This is a genomic window from Buttiauxella agrestis, from assembly GCF_900446255.1.
Taxonomy (GTDB): Bacteria; Pseudomonadota; Gammaproteobacteria; order Enterobacterales; family Enterobacteriaceae; genus Buttiauxella; species Buttiauxella agrestis.
The window spans coordinates 986,092-1,006,627 of record NZ_UIGI01000001.1 but is presented as its reverse complement, the minus strand read 5'-3'; the positions used below and the strand labels follow the sequence as shown (position 1 = coordinate 1,006,627).

14 protein-coding genes and 2 pseudogenes are annotated in these 20,536 nt (G+C 49.9%); 2 read left to right on the top strand and 14 right to left on the bottom strand.

Annotated features, from left to right (window positions below):
* Positions 1-2: 2 nt before the first annotated feature.
* The 6 genes from adhP to rlmD form a co-directional block, all read right to left on the bottom strand.
* Positions 3-1,019: an alcohol dehydrogenase AdhP gene (gene adhP / locus DY231_RS04785; RefSeq protein WP_115627473.1), complete on the bottom strand. Its 1,017-nt coding sequence runs from the start codon at positions 1,017-1,019 to the stop codon at positions 3-5.
* Between the two features lie 170 nt (positions 1,020-1,189).
* Positions 1,190-2,494 (bottom strand): phosphopyruvate hydratase, encoded by a 1,305-nt coding sequence (gene eno / locus DY231_RS04780; protein ID WP_034497984.1) that lies wholly within the window; start codon positions 2,492-2,494, stop codon positions 1,190-1,192.
* An 83-nt stretch (positions 2,495-2,577) separates the two neighbouring features.
* Positions 2,578-4,218 (bottom strand): glutamine hydrolyzing CTP synthase, encoded by a 1,641-nt coding sequence (gene pyrG / locus DY231_RS04775; RefSeq protein ID WP_034497987.1) that lies wholly within the window; start codon positions 4,216-4,218, stop codon positions 2,578-2,580.
* Positions 4,219-4,443: 225 nt separating this feature from the next.
* Positions 4,444-5,235, bottom strand: a complete 792-nt coding sequence (mazG, locus tag DY231_RS04770) for a nucleoside triphosphate pyrophosphohydrolase (protein ID WP_115627472.1) — start codon at positions 5,233-5,235, stop codon at positions 4,444-4,446.
* A gap of 68 nt (positions 5,236-5,303) precedes the next feature.
* Entirely contained in the window at positions 5,304-7,532 is a 2,229-nt protein-coding gene (relA, locus tag DY231_RS04765) for a GTP diphosphokinase (protein ID WP_115627471.1), read from the bottom strand.
* A 57-nt stretch (positions 7,533-7,589) separates the two neighbouring features.
* On the bottom strand, positions 7,590-8,915 hold the full coding sequence (gene rlmD, locus DY231_RS04760; protein ID WP_115627470.1) for a 23S rRNA (uracil(1939)-C(5))-methyltransferase RlmD: 1,326 nt from the start codon (positions 8,913-8,915) through the stop codon (positions 7,590-7,592).
* Between the two features lie 60 nt (positions 8,916-8,975).
* Here rlmD and barA point away from each other — a divergent pair, with 60 nt between their 5' ends.
* Entirely contained in the window at positions 8,976-11,735 is a 2,760-nt protein-coding gene (gene barA, locus DY231_RS04755) for a two-component sensor histidine kinase BarA (RefSeq protein ID WP_115627469.1), read from the top strand.
* Positions 11,736-11,810: 75 nt separating this feature from the next.
* On the opposite strand, the gene DY231_RS04750 is transcribed toward barA, so the two are convergent.
* The 4 genes from DY231_RS04750 to DY231_RS04735 all read right to left on the bottom strand — a co-directional run bounded on the left by DY231_RS04750 (position 11,811) and on the right by DY231_RS04735 (position 17,095).
* Entirely contained in the window at positions 11,811-12,962 is a 1,152-nt protein-coding gene (locus DY231_RS04750; RefSeq protein ID WP_115627468.1) for a glycerate kinase, read from the bottom strand.
* Positions 12,963-13,033: 71 nt separating this feature from the next.
* On the bottom strand, positions 13,034-14,368 hold the full coding sequence (gudD, locus tag DY231_RS04745) for a glucarate dehydratase (RefSeq protein WP_115627467.1): 1,335 nt from the start codon (positions 14,366-14,368) through the stop codon (positions 13,034-13,036).
* Between the two features lie 28 nt (positions 14,369-14,396).
* Entirely contained in the window at positions 14,397-15,737 is a 1,341-nt protein-coding gene (locus DY231_RS04740) for an enolase C-terminal domain-like protein (RefSeq protein ID WP_115627466.1), read from the bottom strand.
* On the bottom strand, positions 15,734-17,095 hold the full coding sequence (locus DY231_RS04735; protein ID WP_115627465.1) for an MFS transporter: 1,362 nt from the start codon (positions 17,093-17,095) through the stop codon (positions 15,734-15,736). The genes DY231_RS04740 and DY231_RS04735 overlap by 4 nt, the downstream gene beginning before the upstream one ends.
* A 433-nt stretch (positions 17,096-17,528) precedes the next feature.
* Here DY231_RS04735 and DY231_RS25340 point away from each other — a divergent pair.
* Positions 17,529-17,661 (top strand): annotated as a pseudogene (locus tag DY231_RS25340) (IS256 family transposase); the annotation flags it as partial.
* An 82-nt stretch (positions 17,662-17,743) separates the two neighbouring features.
* Here the strand turns inward: DY231_RS25340 and DY231_RS04730 are convergent.
* The 4 genes and pseudogenes from DY231_RS04730 to DY231_RS25585 form a co-directional block, all read right to left on the bottom strand.
* Positions 17,744-18,424 carry a hypothetical protein gene (locus DY231_RS04730; RefSeq protein ID WP_115627464.1) on the bottom strand — a complete coding sequence of 227 codons (681 nt, stop codon included), beginning with the start codon at positions 18,422-18,424 and terminating at the stop codon, positions 17,744-17,746.
* A 442-nt stretch (positions 18,425-18,866) separates the two neighbouring features.
* On the bottom strand, positions 18,867-19,391 hold the full coding sequence (locus DY231_RS04725; RefSeq protein ID WP_147295628.1) for a hypothetical protein: 525 nt from the start codon (positions 19,389-19,391) through the stop codon (positions 18,867-18,869).
* 84 nt (positions 19,392-19,475) lie between these two features.
* A complete protein-coding gene (locus DY231_RS04720) occupies positions 19,476-20,054 on the bottom strand; it encodes an Ail/Lom family outer membrane beta-barrel protein (RefSeq protein ID WP_115627462.1) in 579 nt (192 codons plus the stop codon).
* 189 nt (positions 20,055-20,243) lie between these two features.
* A pseudogene (locus DY231_RS25585) lies at positions 20,244-20,450 on the bottom strand (DUF6862 domain-containing protein); the annotation flags it as partial.
* Positions 20,451-20,536: the final 86 nt, after the last annotated feature.

The following is a 20,536-nucleotide window of genomic DNA, read 5'->3' as shown; positions in this document are numbered from 1 at the left end:
GCTTATTTCTTAGTTTTAAAATCAATAACCATACGGCCTTTGATTTTGCCCTCTTCCATTTCCTTGAAAATAGCATTGATATCTTCAAGCGGACGCATCGTCACTTTTGGCACAACTTTACCTTCGGCGGCAAACTGGAAGGCTTCAGTCAAATCCATGCGGGTTCCCACCAGAGAACCGACGACTTCAATACCATCAAGCACCAGTCGCGGAATATTCAGGCTCATGGACTCAGATGGCAGGCCGACCGCAACGATACGAGCACCAGCTCGAACCGCATCGACCGCCGAATTGAACGCTGCTTTTGCTACAGCGGTGACGACCGCCGCATGAGCACCGCCCACTTTCTCCTGAATAACTTTGGCCGCATCTTCGTTGCGCGAGTTGATGACTAAATCTGCTCCGCACTCTTTAGCAAAATCGAGCTGCGCGTCATTCACATCAATGGCAATGACTTTGGCATTAAAGACGTTCTTCGCATATTGCAGCGCGAGGTTGCCAAGGCCACCCAGGCCGTAAATCGCAATCCACTGACCGGGTTGAACATGGGAAACCTTCACCGCTTTGTAAGTAGTCACGCCCGCGCAGGTGACGCTACTGGCTGCGGCGGATTCGAGGCCGTCAGGGACTTTTACTGCGTAATCGGCAACTACAATGCACTCTTCAGCCATACCGCCGTCAGCGGTATATCCCGCATTCGTTACGCTACGGCACAGCGTTTCGTTACCGGTATTACAATATTCGCAATTGCCGCATCCACGGAAGAACCAGGCAACACTCGCACGATCTCCCACTTTCAGCGACGTGACGCCGGGGCCGATGGACTTCACCACCCCGATCCCTTCATGACCCAGCGTAATGCCGGTTACATCACCAAAGTCTCCGTTTTTCACATGCAAATCGGTGTGGCAAACACCGCAACACTCCATTGTCAGTAATGCCTCGCCGTGTTTCAGGGCACGAACGGGTTTATCTATGATGCCGACAGAGTGGTCTTTGTTAACAACTGCAGCTTTCATGGCGGTCTCCTGACCTGTGAGTGAAATAACCCACTAATCCTGGTCGAGAGCACTGGCAACCGCAAACTGCATTCCCGGTTTATGCGAGAGTGGCTCAGGTTTGGCGAAAAATCCGCACAAAAAAACCCGCCGAAGCGGGTTTTTTAATCAGAATTTAAAGCAGTAACGAATTACTGACCTTTAACTTCTTTCAAACCGTTGAACGGAGCTGGTGTGCCCGCAGCAGCCAGAGCTTCTTCGATACGAATCAGCTGGTTGTACTTAGCAACACGGTCAGAACGGCTCATAGAACCAGTTTTGATCTGGCCTGCAGCAGTACCAACAGCCAGGTCAGCGATGGTAGCGTCTTCAGTTTCGCCTGAACGGTGAGAGATAACTGCAGTGTAGCCAGCATCTTTCGCCATTTTGATCGCAGCCAGAGTTTCGGTCAGAGAACCGATCTGGTTGAATTTGATCAGAATGGAGTTAGCGATACCGTTGTCGATACCTCTTTTCAGGATTTTGGTGTTAGTAACGAACAGGTCATCACCAACCAGCTGAAGTTTGTCGCCCATTACTTTGGTCTGGTATGCGAAACCATCCCAATCAGACTCGTCCAGACCGTCTTCGATAGAAACGATTGGGTACTGTTTGGTCAGGTCTTCCAGGAAGTGGGTGAATTCTTCAGAGGTGAAAGCTTTGTTGCCTTCGCCAGCCAGAACGTATTTACCGTCTTTGTAGAATTCAGAAGCAGCACAGTCCATAGCCAGAGTAACGTCTTTACCCAGCTCGTAGCCTGCAGCTTTAACCGCTTCAGCGATTACAGCCAGTGCTTCAGCGTTGGAACCCAGGTTTGGCGCATAGCCACCTTCGTCACCAACAGCAGTACCCATACCTTTAGATTTCAGAACTTTAGCCAGGGTGTGGAAAACTTCAGAACCCATACGGATGGCTTCTTTCAGAGTTTTCGCGCCAACTGGTTGAATCATGAACTCTTGGATATCAACGTTGTTATCAGCGTGCTCGCCACCGTTGATGATGTTCATCATTGGCAGAGGCATAGAGAACTTGCCTGGGGTGCCGTTCAGTTCAGCGATGTGTGCGTACAGCGGCAGGCCTTTAGAGGCAGCAGCAGCTTTAGCAGCAGCAAGAGAAACAGCCAGGATTGCGTTAGCGCCGAAGTTGGATTTGTTTTCGGTACCGTCCAGGTCGATCATGATCTTATCGATGTTAGCCTGGTCTTTCGCATCTTTACCAATTACAGCCGCAGCGATCGGGCCGTTAACTGCAGCAACGGCTTTCAGAACGCCTTTGCCCAGGAAGCGAGATTTGTCGCCATCGCGCAGTTCCAGCGCTTCGCGGGAACCAGTTGAAGCACCTGATGGTGCAGCAGCCATACCTACGAAACCGCCTTCCAGATGAACTTCAGCTTCAACAGTCGGGTTACCACGGGAGTCGATGATTTCACGACCGATGACTTTAACGATTTTGGACATTAGATTTTCCTCAGTACAAGTTAAACTAAAACTCCAGACAAACAACGCGCGAAACATTCGCGCGTTGTCGTTCTAACTATCTCTTACTTCGCCTGACGCTTCTGGAACTCACCGGCAGCTTTAACAAAGCCTGCAAACAGTGGGTGCCCATCACGCGGAGTAGAAGTAAATTCCGGGTGGAACTGGCAAGCAACAAACCACGGATGATTTGGCACTTCGATGATTTCTACCAGTTGGTCATCACCGGAACGGCCCGCAACGCGCAGACCTGCTGCTTCAATTTGCTTCAACAACATGTTGTTGACTTCATAACGATGGCGATGGCGCTCAGTAATTGTCGGTTCACCGTACATCTGGCGCACCAGACTACCATCGGTCAACTGACACTGCTGGCCACCAAGACGCATGGTGCCGCCTAAGTCGCTCTTTTCAGTACGAACTTCAACGTTACCTTCTTCGTCGCGCCACTCGGTGATTAAGGCGACCACCGGGTATTTACAGTCTGGCACAAATTCAGTTGAGTTGGCGTTAGCCATACCTGCAACGTTCCGTGCGAACTCAATCAGCGCAACCTGCATACCTAAGCAAATACCCAGATATGGAATGTTTTGCTCACGAGCATAACGCGCGGTGGCGATTTTGCCTTCCACACCACGGTAACCGAAACCGCCAGGGATAAGGATAGCATCCAATCCCTTCAGCACTTCTTCAGCACCGCGAGTTTCAACATCCTGCGAGTCAATCAGCTTGATGTTAACGGTCAGACGATTTTTCAAACCACCGTGTTTCAATGCTTCAATCACAGATTTGTAGGCATCTGGCAGTTCAATGTACTTGCCGACCATACCAATTGTGACTTCGCTTGTCGGATTCGCTTCTTCATAAATAACTTGTTCCCATTCGGACAAGTTAGCTTCAGGAACGTTCAAGCTGAATCGTTTACAAATATAATCGTCCAGACCCTGTGATTTCAACAGACCTGGAATTTTATAGATGGAATCGACATCTTTTAGAGAAATAACCGCTTTCTCCGGGACGTTACAGAACAATGCAATTTTTGCACGTTCGTTAGCCGGAACAACGCGGTCAGAGCGGCAGATCAGCACATCTGGCTGAATACCGATAGAAAGCAGTTCTTTTACGGAGTGTTGAGTCGGTTTAGTTTTCACTTCACCGGCAGCAGCCATGTATGGCACCAGAGTCAGGTGCATATACAGAGTGTGCTCACGACCCACTTCAACCGCCATCTGACGAATCGCTTCGAGGAACGGCAGGGATTCGATATCGCCTACAGTACCGCCGATTTCAACCAGCACGACATCGTAGCCTTCGCCACCTTCAAGGATGCGTTCTTTGATTGCGTTCGTGATGTGTGGAATAACCTGAACAGTCGCGCCCAGATAGTCGCCACGGCGCTCTTTACGCAGAACTTCTGAGTAAATACGGCCAGTGGTGAAGTTGTTACGACGTGTCATTTTGTTGCGAATGAAACGCTCGTAGTGACCTAAATCAAGGTCGGTTTCAGCGCCGTCTTCTGTAACGAACACTTCCCCATGTTGAATAGGGCTCATGGTACCCGGATCGACGTTGATGTACGGATCGAGTTTCATGATGGATACGTTGAGGCCACGGGCTTCGAGAATAGCTGCGAGGGAGGCTGCGGCAATGCCTTTACCCAGAGAGGAAACGACCCCGCCGGTCACAAAAATATAGTTCGTTGTCATGCTGAACCTGAAGAGTTAGGTTTAAAGACGATGGAAGTACCAGGACGGGAAAGTAGTATACCCGAACAGTATCGGCGCCACAAACTTTCATTCTGTCTGCAAAGCCCTGACCTCGCGCTTTGTCAGGGCAATGAAAATAGCCCGTTTGGCATAAATGTTTTTGACGTAAATCAAGCGCTTGTTAAATTGGAATTGCCATAAAAAGCGCTTGACCACAAAAACGCGTTAAATTTCAGTTTCCTGGCGTTTAACCTGCTGCCAGACTTGTTCCATGATTTCCAGGTCAACTCCGGTCATTGTCAGGCCCCTGTCAGCAATAATCCTTTCCACTTCGCGGAAACGACGCTCAAACTTCAGGTTGGCTTTTTGTAATGCCGTCTCAGCTTTGGTGCCTAAATGGCGTGCTAAATTGACGGTGGCGAACAATAAATCACCGACTTCTTCTTCCAGTTTTGCTTCGTCAACGACGGCTTGTTTTGCCTCATGCATCACTTCATCGATTTCTTCATAGACTTTGTCTAAAACCGGGCCAAGCGTGGTCCAGTCAAAACCCACCGTCGAACAACGTTTCTGGATTTTATGCGCGCGCATCAATGCAGGTAACGCGTGAGGAATATCGTCTAACGCCGAATGCTGCGCTTTTTCCGCACGCTCATCACTTTTGATTTGTTCCCAACGCTCTAACACTTCGGCACTGTTTCCGGCGGTGCCGTCGGCAAAAATGTGCGGGTGGCGGCGTTCGAGTTTGTCGCTGATAGCTTTGCAGATATCGTCGAAATCAAAGCGTCCTTCTTCCTGGGCCATTTGCGCGTAAAACACGACCTGGAACAGCAAATCACCCAGCTCACCGCGTAAATCGTCAAAATCTTCGCGGTTGATGGCATCAAGCACTTCGTAGGTTTCTTCCAGCGTGTAAGGCGCGATGGTGGCGAAGGTTTGCTCACGGTCCCATGGGCAGCCTGTTTCTGGGTCACGCAGACGCTTCATAATGCCCAGAAGGCGGGTAATTTGATTCATTTTGGATCCTTGTGAATAAAACAACCCGCCCCTTTCCGTGAAGAAAGAGGCGGGTGAGGGGCAATAAATCAGCCGTGCAAGCGCTTCGCGTCGATAATATCAGGCACCTGATTCAGTTTGCCCAATACCCGGCCCAGCACTTGCAGGTTGTAGATTTCGATATTCATATCGATGGTCGCCAGTTGCTGTTTGGTGTCGCTGCGGCTCGCAACGCCCAATACGTTCACCTTTTCATTCGCCAGAATGGTTGTGATATCGCGCAACAAGCCGCTGCGGTCATTGGCGGTAACACGCACCACCAGCGAATAACCGCTGGAGTAGCTTTCGCCCCACACCGCATCAACGATACGTTCTGGCGCGTGTGATTGCAGTTCCGCAAGCTGGTCGCAGTCGGCACGGTGAATAGAAATTCCGCGCCCCTGAGTAATAAAACCAACAATCTCATCACCCGGAATCGGCTGGCAGCAACGCGCAATGTGGTGCATCAGGTTGCCAACGCCTTCCACCACCACACGCCCGTTATCTTTGCTGCGCGATTGTGGCGCGTAGGATTTCTTCTCGAGCTGGCGAAGGGCTTGCTCATCCTGTTCAGCCGCCGTTGGCTTATTAAACTGCGCTTGCAGGTAGTTACTCATCTGGTTAAGACGAATATCCCCGCCGCCAATGGCCGCCAGCAACTCTTCGATGTCATTGAAGTTGTAGCGCGGCAACAGTGACTTTTCGGCCTCTTTCAGGCTGATACCCAGATGTTCAATTTCATCATCAAGGATCTGACGCCCGGCCAGAATGTTTTTGTCGCGATCTTGTTTACGGAACCAGTTGTGGATTTTGGCACGCCCGCGGCTGGTGGTGATGTAACCGAGGTTCGGATTTAACCAGTCACGGCTTGGATTCGGCTGCTTCTGGGTGATGACTTCAATTTGATCGCCCATTTGCAACTGATAGGTAAACGGTACGATGCGCCCACCGATTTTCGCGCCAATACAACGATGCCCAACATCGCTATGAATATGGTAGGCAAAGTCCAGCGGCGTAGAACCCGCCGGTAAATCCACCACGTCGCCTTTCGGCGTAAACACATACACGCGATCGTCGAATACCTGACTGCGCACTTCGTCCAGCAACTCGCCGGAGTCCGCCATTTCTTCTTGCCAGGCGATCAGTTTACGCAGCCACGCGATGCGATCTTCATGACCTGAACTACCGCTCTTGGCATTGCCTTCTTTGTATTTCCAGTGCGCCGCCACACCCAGTTCCGACTCTTCATGCATCTGCTTAGTGCGGATCTGAATTTCAATGGTTTTGCCGTTTGGTCCCAATACTACGGTATGAATCGACTGATAACCGTTCGGTTTGGGGTTGGCAACATAGTCGTCAAACTCATCGGGCATATGGCGGTAATGCGTGTGCACGATACCGAGCGCTGCGTAGCAATCCTGCAAACGTTCAGCCACCACGCGCACCGCACGCACGTCAAACAACTCGTCAAAGGCGAGGGATTTCTTCTGCATCTTGCGCCAGATGCTGTAGATGTGTTTCGGGCGGCCATACACTTCAGCCTTAACACCCTCTTCTTTCATCGATTTACGCAGCGCACTAACGAATTCGTCGATGTAATGCTCACGGTCTATTCGACGCTCGTGCAGCAATTTAGCAATACGTTTGTATTCATCAGGATGCAGGTAACGGAAGCAGTAATCTTCCAGTTCCCACTTGAGTTGACCGATACCGAGGCGGTTGGCGAGAGGTGCATAAATATTGGTGCACTCTTTTGCCGCCAGTACGCGTTCGTCTTCCGGCGCGTCCTTCACTTCACGAAGGTGCGCGATGCGTTCGGCAAGTTTGATGACCACGCAGCGGAAATCATCGACCATCGCCAGCAACATGCGACGAACGTTATCGACTTGTTCAGCAGAAACGGAATCGGTGTGGGCCGCTTTCAGTTGGCGAATAGCCGCCATGTCGCGCACACCATGAATCAGCGTCACAACCTGGTTATCAATGCTTTCGCGCATCACTTCTTCGGTCACGACACCTGCATCTGCCAACGGGAACAGCAAAGCGGCACGTAGGGTGTCGTTGTCCATACTCAACATCGACAGAATTTCCACCATCTCGACGCCGCGCCACAACAGCAGCTCTGCGTTCGGGTGGCCTTTCGTCTGTTGCTCGCAATACCGCCAGGTTTCGGCTAAGCGTTCACATGACTGCTGGTTAGTGATCCCGAGGCTCGCAATCCATCTGTCGGGCGCAAATTCGCCAGCTTTATTGAGATGTGCACTTCTTACCGCAACCATTGTCCATCCTCTTCGGTGTATACCCTACGCCTTGAACTTTATCGGGTATGTATCAAATCACTCGACCTGATCTAACCGCTCAAACAGCGCCATTGATTCCAGGTGCCCTGTGTGCGGGAACATATCCAGCATTGCCAGTTGGCGCAGTTGGTAGCCTGCGGCCAGCAATGCCTCGCTATCGCGGGCAAGCGTGGTCGGATTACATGAAACATAGACCACTCGCGTTGGCGCAAGTGAAATCACATGCTGCATGACACCCGGCGCACCCGCGCGTGCGGGGTCGAGCAATATTTTGTCAAAACCCTGGGCAGCCCAGGGCTGACGAGTCACATCTTCTTCCAGATTTTCATGGAAGAATGTGACATTTTTCAGCGAATTACATTCTGCATTATATTCAGCTTTTGCTACCAGCGCAGCAACGCCTTCCACCCCAACGACACTTTCAGCGCGCGTGGCGAGCGGGAGCGTAAAGTTTCCCATTCCACAGAACAGATCCAGCACGCGGTCGGTTGGCTTAATATCCAGCCATTCAATAGCACGCGTCACCATTTGCTGATTCACGCCATCATTGACCTGAATGAAATCACGCGGGCTGAACGTTAAGCGTAGACCGTCTGAATGATAGCTGGGCTGAACGTCACCCAGGGCCGTGAGTGTCTCACTGTCGGGCGCGAAAAACAGATCGACGCCATGAGAATGCGAAAAGCGTTCCAGTTTTTGCCTGTCATCATCATTCAGAGCATCTAAATGACGCAGCACCATCAACGGGCCATTATCGGCATGAACCAATTCAACATGCCCTAAACGGCGAACGGCTTTTAAACTGGCTAAACATTCGTGCAACGGCACCAGCAGCGCTTCAAGCTGGGGCACCAAAACCGGGCAACGCTGGATATTCACCAGTTCGCTGTCCTGAGATTTACGAAACCCCATTTGCAACGTCTGTGTTTTCGCCAGGTAATTCAACCCCAAACGCGCACGACGGCGATAACCCCATGGTGTTCCAGAAATTATTTCGTCCACTACCGCAGGGTTTTCACGCTTGCCCATCATGCGGGCCAGCGCCCTGGATTTGGCTTGTTGTTGCAGCTCGATGCTGGCGTGTTGCTGCTGGCAGCCGCCACAGACACCAAAATGCGGGCAACGCGGTGTCGCGCGTTGCGGGCTATCATTTAAACGCCGCTTAACTTTAGCCTGAGCAAAGTTACGTTTATCTTCAGTAATGGTAATGTCGACCTGTTCACCAGGCAGTGCGCCCTGGATAAAAAGCGCCTTACCGTTGTGGCGTGCGACGCCTTGGCCAAACGGGTCAAGGTCGTTAACCGTCACGGTTATGATCTGACGAGTCGTAACCCGTCGCTTTGCAGAGTAGAATTGCGCCATGAGCCAGAATGCTCTCTCAAAATATTAACTATTGCTTCAATTGTCCCATATCGGAACCCCATGACCAACTACAGCCTGCGCGCACGCATGATGATCCTGATTCTGGCGCCGACATTAATGATCGGTTTATTGCTCAGCATCTTTTTTGTCGTCCATCGTTACAATGACTTGCAGCGTCAGTTAGAAGATTCCGGCGCCAATATCATCGAGCCGCTGGCGGTTGCGAGTGAATACGGTATGAGCTTCCACAGCCGCGAGTCGATTCGCCAGTTGGTCAGCGTTCTGCACCGCCGCCATTCTGATATTGTGCGGGCAATTTCGGTTTTCGATGAAAACAATAAACTGTTTGTCACCTCTAATTATCAGCTCAATGCGTCCGCACTCAAGTTGCCGAACAACGAAAAACCGCCGCACAGCTTGAGCATCACGCGCTATGGCGATTCCATTATCCTGCGCACGCCGATTATTTCTGAGAGCTATTCACCCGATGAATCAGAAGTCACTGACGCCAAGCCCGCAGGAAACACGCTTGGCTATGTCGCGATTGAACTTGATCTGAAATCCGTACGTTTGCAGCAATACCGGGAAATTTTTATCTCGACGCTGATGATGTTGTTCTGCGTCGGTATCGCCATGCTGTTTGCTTATCGCCTGATGCGCGATGTCACCGGCCCGATTCGCAATATGGTGAATACCGTTGACCGAATCAGGCGCGGGCAGCTCGACAGCCGGGTGGAAGGTTTTATGCTCGGCGAATTAGATATGCTGAAAAATGGTATCAATTCGATGGCGATGTCGCTAACCGCTTATCACGAAGAGATGCAGCACAATATTGACCAGGCGACATCTGACTTGCGCGAAACGCTGGAGCAGATGGAAATCCAGAACGTGGAGCTGGATTTGGCGAAGAAACGCGCCCAGGAAGCGGCACGTATTAAGTCTGAATTCCTCGCGAATATGTCTCACGAACTGCGCACCCCGTTAAATGGCGTGATTGGTTTTACCCGTCTGACGCTAAAAACCGATCTGAACGCCACGCAGCGCGATCACTTGCATACCATTGAACGTTCAGCGAATAACTTACTGACGATTATCAACGACGTGCTCGACTTCTCGAAGCTGGAAGCGGGCAAATTGATCCTCGAAAGTATTCCCTTCCCGCTGCGCAATACGCTCGACGAAGTGGTGACGTTGCTGGCGCATTCGGCACATGACAAAGGTCTGGAGCTGACACTCCACATTAAGAATGATGTACCGGATAACGTGATTGGCGACCCGCTGCGTTTGCAGCAGGTGGTGACGAATCTGGTGGGGAATGCGATTAAATTTACCGAAAGCGGGAATATCGATCTGGTGGTCGAAAAACGCTCGCAGGGCAACAATAAAGTCCAGGTAGAAATGCGTATTCACGACACCGGCATCGGTATCCCCGAGCAGGAACAGTCGCGTTTATTCCAGGCGTTTCGTCAGGCGGATGCGAGTATTTCACGTCGCCACGGCGGCACTGGCCTTGGGTTAGTGATTACGCAGAAACTAGTGAGCGAAATGGGTGGCGATATTTCATTCCATAGCCAGCCAAATCAAGGCTCTACCTTCTGGTTCTACATCAACCTGGATCTCAATTCCAACGCAGTTCTGGACGGTTACTCCACCGAAAACCTCGCAGGTAAGCGCATTGCGTATATCGAGCAAAATGCCACTGCCGCGCAAAGCACGCTCAATATTCTGGCGAATACGCCGCTTGAGGTGATTTACAGCCCGACGTTTATGACTCTCGCCGAAGCCCACTACGACATTATGTTGTTTGGTTTGCCGGTGGCGTTCCGCGATTCCCTTTCCATTGCCAATCCAAAACTGGCTAAAGCCGTCACCATGACCGACTGCCTGATTCTGGCGCTCCCAAGCCATTGCCAGGTCGATGCGGAATCGCTGAAAAAAGAAGGTGTTGCTGGTTGCTTGCTGAAACCTGTTACCTCGACACGTTTGCTGCCGTTACTGGCCGAGCACACTTTTAATGCGAATCCGGCACTCGTCGATAGCCTTGAGAATAAAAAATTACCGTTGACGGTAATGGCCGTGGATGACAACCCGGCAAACCTTAAGTTGATTGGTGCGTTGCTTGAAGATCATGTTCAGAGTGTCGAACTGTGTGGCAGCGGGGCGCAAGCAATTGAACGTGCGAAACAGATGCAGATAGACATTATTTTGATGGATATTCAGATGCCGGAAATGGACGGTATACGTGCCTGTGAACTGATTCGCCAAATGCCACACCACCAGCAAACCCCGGTTATCGCCGTCACCGCACACGCTATGGCAGGGCAAAAAGAGAAATTGTTAAGCGCCGGGATGAACGACTATCTCGCCAAACCTATCGAAGAGAAAAAATTGTATAGCCTGCTGATGCGCTATCAACCGGGTGCGATTACCGCTCCAGCCTCAGTGGCGAACGTTGAAACGACCGTGCCAAACAGCCCGCAAAACCAGACGCTGGACTGGGCGCTTGCGTTGCAACAGGCGGCGAATAAGCCGGATCTGGCGCGTGACATGCTGCAAATGCTGTTAGCTTTCCTGCCTGAAGTTCGTAACAAAGTTGAAGAGCAATTGGTAGGGGAAAACCCGGAAGGGTTAGTGGATATCATTCATAAGCTTCACGGCAGTTGCAGCTACAGCGGCGTACCAAAGTTGAAAAGCTTGTGCCGCCAGTTAGAGCATGAGTTGCGCTGTGGGGTGAAGCCCGAAGACCTGGAGCCGGAGCTTCTTGAGTTGCTTGATGAAATGAATAACGTTTCGAAAGAAGCCCAGCGGATGCTCAGCTAATTTAATGTCGGATGACGCTTCCGCTTATCCGACCAGGAAGCCTTTCGTAGGGCGGGCAAGCGCAGCGCCCCCGCCTTAACTTTTGAAGCGACATCCACCGCCTATAGCCAGGGTGGCGGCGATATTGCGTGAAGCCATTCGCAAGTTTTCCCCGGCATTTTTCAGCGCATCTTCCAGCGTGCAGATGCTATACAGCACACTAAATACCGCATCCAGACCATGTTCATGCACCACGCCGACATCCGCCGTTAAACTCCCGGCAATACCAATGACGGGAATGTTGTAGCGCCTGGCTATTTTCGCCACGCCAATCGGCACTTTTCCGTGGATTGACTGGCTGTCGATGCGCCCTTCTCCGGTAATCACCAGGTCTGCGTCACGCACTATTTCATCGAGTTTTAACGCTTCGGTGACTATCTCTATCCCCTGGCGCAACTGCGCATGACAGAACGCATAAAGTGCCGCGCCCATACCACCCGCAGCACCGCCGCCGGAAAGCTCCAGCACATCAACATTGAGGTCGCGGGCAATGATTTTTGCATAGTGTTCCAGCGCCAGATCAAGCTCGCGGACAATCGCAGGCGTCGCACCTTTTTGTGGGCCAAATACCGCCGAGGCCCCTTCTTTACCGGTGAGCAGATTAGTGACATCACACGCGACTTCAATGCGACAATCCTGCAACCGTTTATCCAGCCCGGAAATGTCGATGGACGCCAGTCGCGCAACTTCCCGGCCGCCCAGTCCTAGCGGCTCGCCGTCGCTGTCGAGCAAACGCGCCCCCAGCGCCTGCACCATACCAATGCCGCCGTCGTTGGTCGCACTGCCGCCTATCCCAATCAAAATGCTTTTTACACCGCTATCCAACGCGCAGCGTATTAGCTCGCCGGTTCCCCACGACGTGGTATTGAGCGGGTTGCGTAATTCGGTTGGCACTTGCTCCAGGCCACTCGCCGCCGCCATTTCGATAAAGGCTTGCTTCTGGTCGCCTGAAATTCCATAAAACGCCTGAATCGGGTCGCCCAACGGCCCGGTGACATTCACCTCAATGATTTCACCGTTTGTTGCAGCAACCATCGCTTCTACGGTGCCCTCACCTCCATCAGCGACGGGCAATTTCACATAATGGGCATTCGGGAACACCTCCCGAAACCCGGCTTCAATCTGTGTCGCCACCTCGAGAGCACTGAGGCTCTCTTTGTAAGAATCTGGTGCGATGACAATTTTCATATGCCGTCCATTTAATGTCGGATGTCGCAACGCGTATCCGACCAACGCGGTTTCAGAAGGTTTTGTATAGCCTAACGAACCATGCAAGGGCGCTTATTATTAAACGTCCATTCTGGAATTAAGTACTGCATCGCCGTGGCATCATCGCGCGCGCCAAGCCCATGTTGCTGGTAAAGCTCATGCGCTTTCATCACTTGATCCATATCCAGTTCAACGCCCAGGCCCGGTGTTTTCGGGACTTGCACCATGCCGCCTTTAATTTCAAACGGTTGTTTGGTCAGGCGCTGGTTGCCTTCCTGCCAGATCCAGTGAGTGTCGATTGCGGTGACGTTGCCCGGTGCTGCCGCTGCAACATGGGTGAACATCGCCAGTGAAATGTCGAAGTGGTTATTAGAATGCGAACCCCAGGTCAGGCCAAATTCATGGCACATTTGTGCGACGCGCACCGAGCCTTGCATGGTCCAGAAATGTGGGTCAGCCAGTGGGATATCGACCGATTGCAGAGAAAGCGTGTGGCCCATTTGACGCCAGTCGGTGGCAATCATATTGGTCGCCGTTGGCAAGCCTGTGGCACGACGGAATTCCGCCATAATTTCACGACCAGAATAGCCTTGTTCCGCGCCACACGGATCTTCCGCATAGGCCAGAACACCGCGCAGTTGCTTACCGATGCTAATCGCTTCATCCAGCGACCAGGCTCCGTTCGGGTCCAGCGTCACACGGGCTTGTGGGAAACGTTTTGCCAGCGCCGTCACCGCTTCGGCCTCTTCGCTCCCGGCTAATACGCCGCCTTTAAGTTTGAAATCGTTAAAGCCATATTTCTCGTATGCCGCTTCTGCCAGGCGCACGACCGCATCCGGTGTCATGGCTTCGTCATGGCGAATGCGATACCAGTCGCATTTCTCATCGGGCTGGCTCTGATAAGGCAACGGAGTCTGTTTGCGATTGCCCACGAAGAACAGATAACCCAGCATTTCGACTTCGCTGCGCTGCTGTCCGTCGCCCAGCAAAGAGGCCACGTTCACACCGAGATGCTGACCGAGCAAATCTAACATGGCCGATTCAATGCCGGTTACGACATGAATGGTGGTGCGCAAATCAAAGGTCTGCAAACCCCGGCCGCCGGAATCGCGATCGGCAAATTCAGCACGCACCAGGTTCAGGATATTTTTGTATTCACCGAGCGTTTTGCCAATCACCAGTTGCGATGCATCTTCCAGCGTCTGACGGATCTTTTCCCCACCCGGAATTTCACCCACGCCAGTGTGGCCGGAGTTATCTTTGATAATCACAATATTGCGGGTGAAGAATGGCGAGTGTGCGCCACTCAGGTTCATCAACATGCTGTCGTGGCCCGCAACCGGAATAACCTGCATCGCGGTGACTATCGGGGTAGAAGTTGTCATGTTATTCGTTCCTTTTCGTCAAGATGAGTTAATTGCGGCCAAATGCCGGACATTTGCGATCAAACTTCCAGCCCGGCACCAGATATTGCATGGCCGTTGCGTCATTGCGCGAGCCGCCCGGAAGGGATTTATACACCTCATGGGATTTTTGCACCTGTTCCCAGTCAAGTTCCACGCCAAGGCCAGGTGCTTCCGGCACCGCGATTTTACCGTTGACGATTTGCAGCGGTGATTGAGTCAGGCGCTGATCGCCTTCCTGCCAAATCCAGTGCGTGTCGATGGCGGTCGGTTTGCCCGGAGCCGCAGCGCCCACATGGGTGAACATCGCCAGTGATATGTCGAAATGATTATTAGAGTGGCAGCCCCACGTCAGACCCCAATCGTCGCACATCTGCGCCACGCGAACCGCACCGCTGAGCGTCCAGAAATGCGGGTCGGCAAGCGGTATATCCACTGCATTAAGCATGATGGCATGGCTCATTTCGCGCCAGTTGGTGGCAATCATATTGGTCGCCACCGGTAAGCCCGTCGCGCGGCGGAATTCCGCCATCACTTCGCGGCCGGAATAGCCTTGTTCCGCGCCGCAGGGGTCTTCGGCATACGTCAGCACATCACCCATGCCTTTGCACAACGCGATAGCTTCATCGAGCAGCCATGCGCCGTTCGGATCTACGGTTATTCGTGCGTCCGGGAAGCGTTTTTTCAGCTGGCGTGCGGCTTCAAGTTCCTGCTCGCCAGGTAACACGCCGCCTTTAAGTTTGAAGTCTTTGAAGCCATAACGGTCTTGCGCGGCTTCGGCGAGACGCACAATAGACTCGCTGTTCAGCGCCTGCTGGTGGCGTAGTTCATACCAGTCGTGACGCGCATTTTTGCCATCCAGATACGGCAAATCGGTTTTGTTACGATCGCCGATGTAAAACAAATAGCCTAAAACGGTGACTTCATCGCGCTGTTTGCCCGGCCCTAACAATTCGCAAACCGGGACGTTCAGCGCTTTGCCGAGCAAATCAAGCAATGCCGCCTCAAGAGCCGCCACCGCATTAACGCGCAGCTCGAAAGTCCACGCACCTTTGCCGAAGGTATCGAAATCCGCCGACTGATTACCTTTGTGGACGTTCTGCACCACGCGATTCATGCGTGCAATTTCCTGACCGACGACATGCGGGATCGCGTCGACCAGCGTCTGATAAATCACTTCTCCGCCGGGCGCTTCGCCCACTCCAGTATGCCCGGCGCTATCGGTAAGAACCACAATGTTGCGCGTGAAAAAGGCACCGTGCGCGCCGCCAATGTTGAGCAGCATGCTGTCATGGCCCGCCACCGGAATGACTTTCATATCCGTAATCAGCGGGCTTGCCTGAGTATTCATGATGATTGCCCCGCAGTGACAGGTTTGAGTTCGACACGTTTGATATCACCGACAATCACCAGGTAACTCAGCACCGCGACAATCGCGTGAACGCCAACGTAAATCAGCGCGCCGTTAAACGACCCGGATGTGCCGACGATGTAGCCGATAGCGATTGGCGTCACGATGCCGGAGACGTTGCCGAACATATTGAACAAGCCACCGCTCAAACCGCTGATCTCTTTCGGCGCGGTATCTGCCATCACCGCCCAACCCAGCGCACCGATACCTTTGCCGAAGAATGCCATCGCCATAAAGCCGATAACCATCATTTCGGACTCAACGTAGTTACAGAACACCATGCTGACTGAGAGCAACATCCCGAGCACAATTGGCGTTTTACGAGCGATGTTTAACGAACCGGTGCGGCGCATCAACCAGTCTGAAATCACACCCCCGAGCACGCCACCCACAAATCCACACACAGCGGGTACTGAGGCAACAAAACCGGCTTTCAGAATCGACATGCCCTTTTCCTGCACCAGATAAACCGGGAACCAGGTAATAAAGAAGTAGGTTAAAGCATTGATGCAGTACTGGCCGATATAGATCCCAACCATCATGCGTGATCCGATCAACTGTTTGATCTGACCCCACTTCTGTGCCATTGGGATATGTTCTTTGGGCTTCTTCTGATCCATGTTGATCAGCGCGCCGCCCGCTTCGATGTATTCCAGTTCTTTTTGGTTTACGCCAGGATGGTTGTTCGGCTCATGAATCACTTTGAGCCACACGAAGCTAATAATGATGCCCAGCCCGCCCATAAAGAAGAACACATGCGACCAGCCCACTTCGTGCGTCAGCCATCCCATGATTGGCGCGAAGATCACGGTGGCAAAGTACTGTGCGGAGTTAAATATAGAAACCGCCGTGCCGCGTTCCTGTGCCGGGAACCACGCAGCGACGATTCGGCTGTTGCCGGGGAAGGAAGGTGCTTCGGCCAGACCCACCAGGAAGCGCAAAGTAAACAGCGCAATGATGATGCCAAAACCATTGAAGATATCGACGAAACCTTGCAGCAAGGTAAACATCGACCAGATAAAGATGGACCAGAAGTAAACGCGTTTCGAGCCGAATTTATCAAGCAACCAGCCGCCAGGGATTTGCCCGATAACATAAGCCCAGGAGAATGCGGAAAACACATACCCCATGCCAATGGGGTCGAGGCCGATATCCTTTGCCATTTCCGAACCGGCAATCGATAACGTGGCGCGGTCACCATAGTTAAATGAGGTGACGATAAAGAGCATTACTACTATCCAATAGCGAGCGTTGGTTCGTTTCTCGGCCACGCTCGCCGTCTGGCTAATCGTATTCATATTGCACTCCTGAATCATAGCTTTTGGCTACAGTTCATTCTGCACTTGTAGGGCATCAGAATGAGGTATCGGCTATCCGCAGTATTTTATGTGACGCTGAATCTGCGGTTTATTATTTGCCGAGGGAAAGTATATGAAGCGAGTGCCAACGTCTCATCGTGCAAAGACACAGGTTTACCGCGCGTTTTGTGAGCAATTTATGGCGTCTGTCCAACGTTCTGGGGGATGGTTCACGATTTTTGAAACAAACCTGATAAATGTGGGGGATTTGTGAGGTGGAGGAGATTCAGTCAGGGTAAATAGTCATTTCTATTAAAATAAAAACAAGTCGGATATATGAGACTGTAATTAAAATTGTCTAATTTCCTATTTTTGTAAGTTTCGCTTCATTAACGGCAACTGGAAATTATGGGTAAAAAGAAACTTAAAAGTCTCAATGCGTGAAATCATTTATCTGGTGATCAAGGATATGCCGAAAAAAATTGAATCTGCTGATCCAGATCGGGCGACTGGTAATGAATCGTTTTATTATCGAGTTCGGTGATCGCCGGAGCGATCACCTTTAAAGACTGGAAGCTGCGGCCAGTTAGTTAAAGGGCTAAAACTGATCGCATCTTCAACCACTCTTCACAGAAATTTTTGCGTTTATTATTTTACTTCTTCTACAGATGATGAATTCAGAAGCCCAATGCCCTGATGATAATTTGTCGTTTTCAATTGGTAAGATACAACTTTATCTTGATCATCCAATGACACTGACAAAAGAGTCACTTTGGTATCCTTAGTGCCTGCTAATGCTTCTATAAAACCACCAACATTCGGTATCCAGCCATATTGACTTCTACTGGAATCAAAATAAACATACATCAGAATCTGATTCCCTTTATCATCAAAGGAGTTATCGTTCGGATAACCGAATTTTGATTCAACTTCCTTGCGAGTTGTTTTACCCTGTTCGATGAATAATTTTAATTCCGCATCCGTCAATTCACTTACGAAGCTATAGTCAGTTTTTGTTTTATATCGCAATACAACATGTTTAACTACAATATTCTTATCCGTTAACACACTCAGTACAGTTGAGTCTTGAGTAATTCCGGAACTCCAGGTTTTATACCAGTTCATGACTGCTTTACCCTGAGGCGTTTTTTCAACTGTTAGCTTATCACCATATACAGCGCGTAATTCTAAAACGGTTGTTTCACCATCTAAAATAGACTGATTTACTTCCGTAATATCTTTCCCTGCAAGAGGCCCTGCATTAGGAAACATACTGCAACCAGTAAGATTAATTGTAGCGGTGAGAAGAACGATAATTATTTTTTTCATATAACATCCTTTTAATAAGTCAAACAAATACAATATAAATTCTGTTTTTTGAGATAAAGTTATTATTTATCGGTAAGCATGCTATTACCTACCTTTGAAGTAAAAGCATTTCGTCTTTTGATGCAAAGCATCAGCAACCAGAAACGGTAACCTACACCAATATTAAATCCACTTGCAGAATGGTCGCTGCTGCTGTCATTTAAGTCAGAGCCTTCATAAGTAACCTCGATAACTATATTTTTTCACTGGATTTATCTGAATTCCAGAAATATACACTAGTGACGATGAATCATTCTTCACACTCTAACGAACCATATCTTTACATGGTATTTCCCCCTTCAAAATCCTTCCAGTTATAGTTGTATTTAACTTTACTGTAACCCAATCAACTTTTTCCACATCCTTCTTAATTACTCTTTTTGGGTTATTAGAAGAGGTATATTTAATCTACATGACGGTAACCAAACATATCCTTGCATATGTTTTTTATATTCCAGCCTTTAACTTGCTCTGGTTCTTTCTCCCCCCCATCAAAAGGGAGTTTAGAAATATCGCCAGACGATATTTTATAACGACTATTCAGATCCGGAATGAATGTGCGATAGTGGAAGGCACGGGGCTCTTGGTAACCGATGACATAGTATTTACCGGCCTGAACTTTATATTCATAAATATCAGTCCCTGAGCCTTTCATCATCATATTTCTTGTCAGCAGCCTTCTTTCTTTCTTTTCGAAACAATTATCTTCGGTTAACACAAAGATATATATTGAATAATTAAACCCATCATCTTTAACATACACTATCGCTGAATCAGATCCTGTGTAACTTGTAAACTTAGGATATAAATAATTGAGACCTGTACATGCAAAGAGTGTAAGAGACAATAAAAGCAGGCATAAGAGTTTAAAAAATGTATTGCTAGCACCCGGTCGCTGTAATGCGTGAGTTAATGAAATTATTTTCATGAGTTAAATTCAACCATAATATAATTTATTCAGCATATATTTAGGATGAGCGGGAGGGTAACCCGCTCAACTATTAAAGTGATATTAGAACCGATAACCCACACCAACATTAAAGCCATTCAGTGAATGATCGCTCGCGCCATCGTCCAGATTAGAACCTTCATAAGCGACATCTATAACGAAATTAGGCAGTGGATTTATCTGAACACCTGCACTATATACCAGGGACGTGGAATCATTTTTTCCACTATAGCGCCCCATATCTTCGTAAGTATTGCCACCTTCGTAATTCTTCCAGTTATAGTTGTATTTCACTTTGCTGTAGCTTGCGCCCAGAAGACCATAAACACTGAATAATTCATTAATACGCCAGGCTGGACCAGCAGCCAGAGAGTAATATTTCACATTGGCACTGTTATCAACAATATCTCGCCCTACGTTATATGCGTAATTATCCGAGCCAGTCATAAATGAGAACGAAGTCATGATACTTACTGGTGACGCCCACTCATAGCGATATTTTAAATTCATGCCATTGATATTTTTAAAATCCTGAGCTTTAGCCTGCGCATATCCCGCAGTGATACTTTGGGTATCTGCATGTGCAGCAGATATTGTCCCCAATGCAGATAAAATAACAGCAGTTAAAATTTTGTGTTTCATAGAGATAGATCATCCTTAATATTAATGATTAAAAACCCTCCGAGACCAGAGGGTCGGGTTACTACTTTATTTTCCCGTACCGGATCGAACGTATTTTGGAAATTGTTATTTCCTAAGCGCAGCACGGCTATAACTTGGGTGCACCAGCATCAAAATTCGGTACACGCAACGAAAATGCCCACCCGTTTCAGCCGCACACGCTGCACTTCCGGCATTTCCGTTACCACACGCATCAATGACTTTCTGGTCGCCGGCAATATCCTTCTCACGCAGATCATTGATAGTTTGCTGCGCTTTTTCACGTTCTGCTGGGTCTTTGCTGTTGAGTTCAAGCTTCGCCACCTCAAGCTCTGTCTTTTCAGACACACTCAGATAGTTATTCTCAACAACAACTTTATCCGTTGCGAAGTCACCCAGCGAACACCACTTTTCCCTTTATAGTTAGCTGGTTACAACCAATTTTTCCCAGTGCATTCTGATGT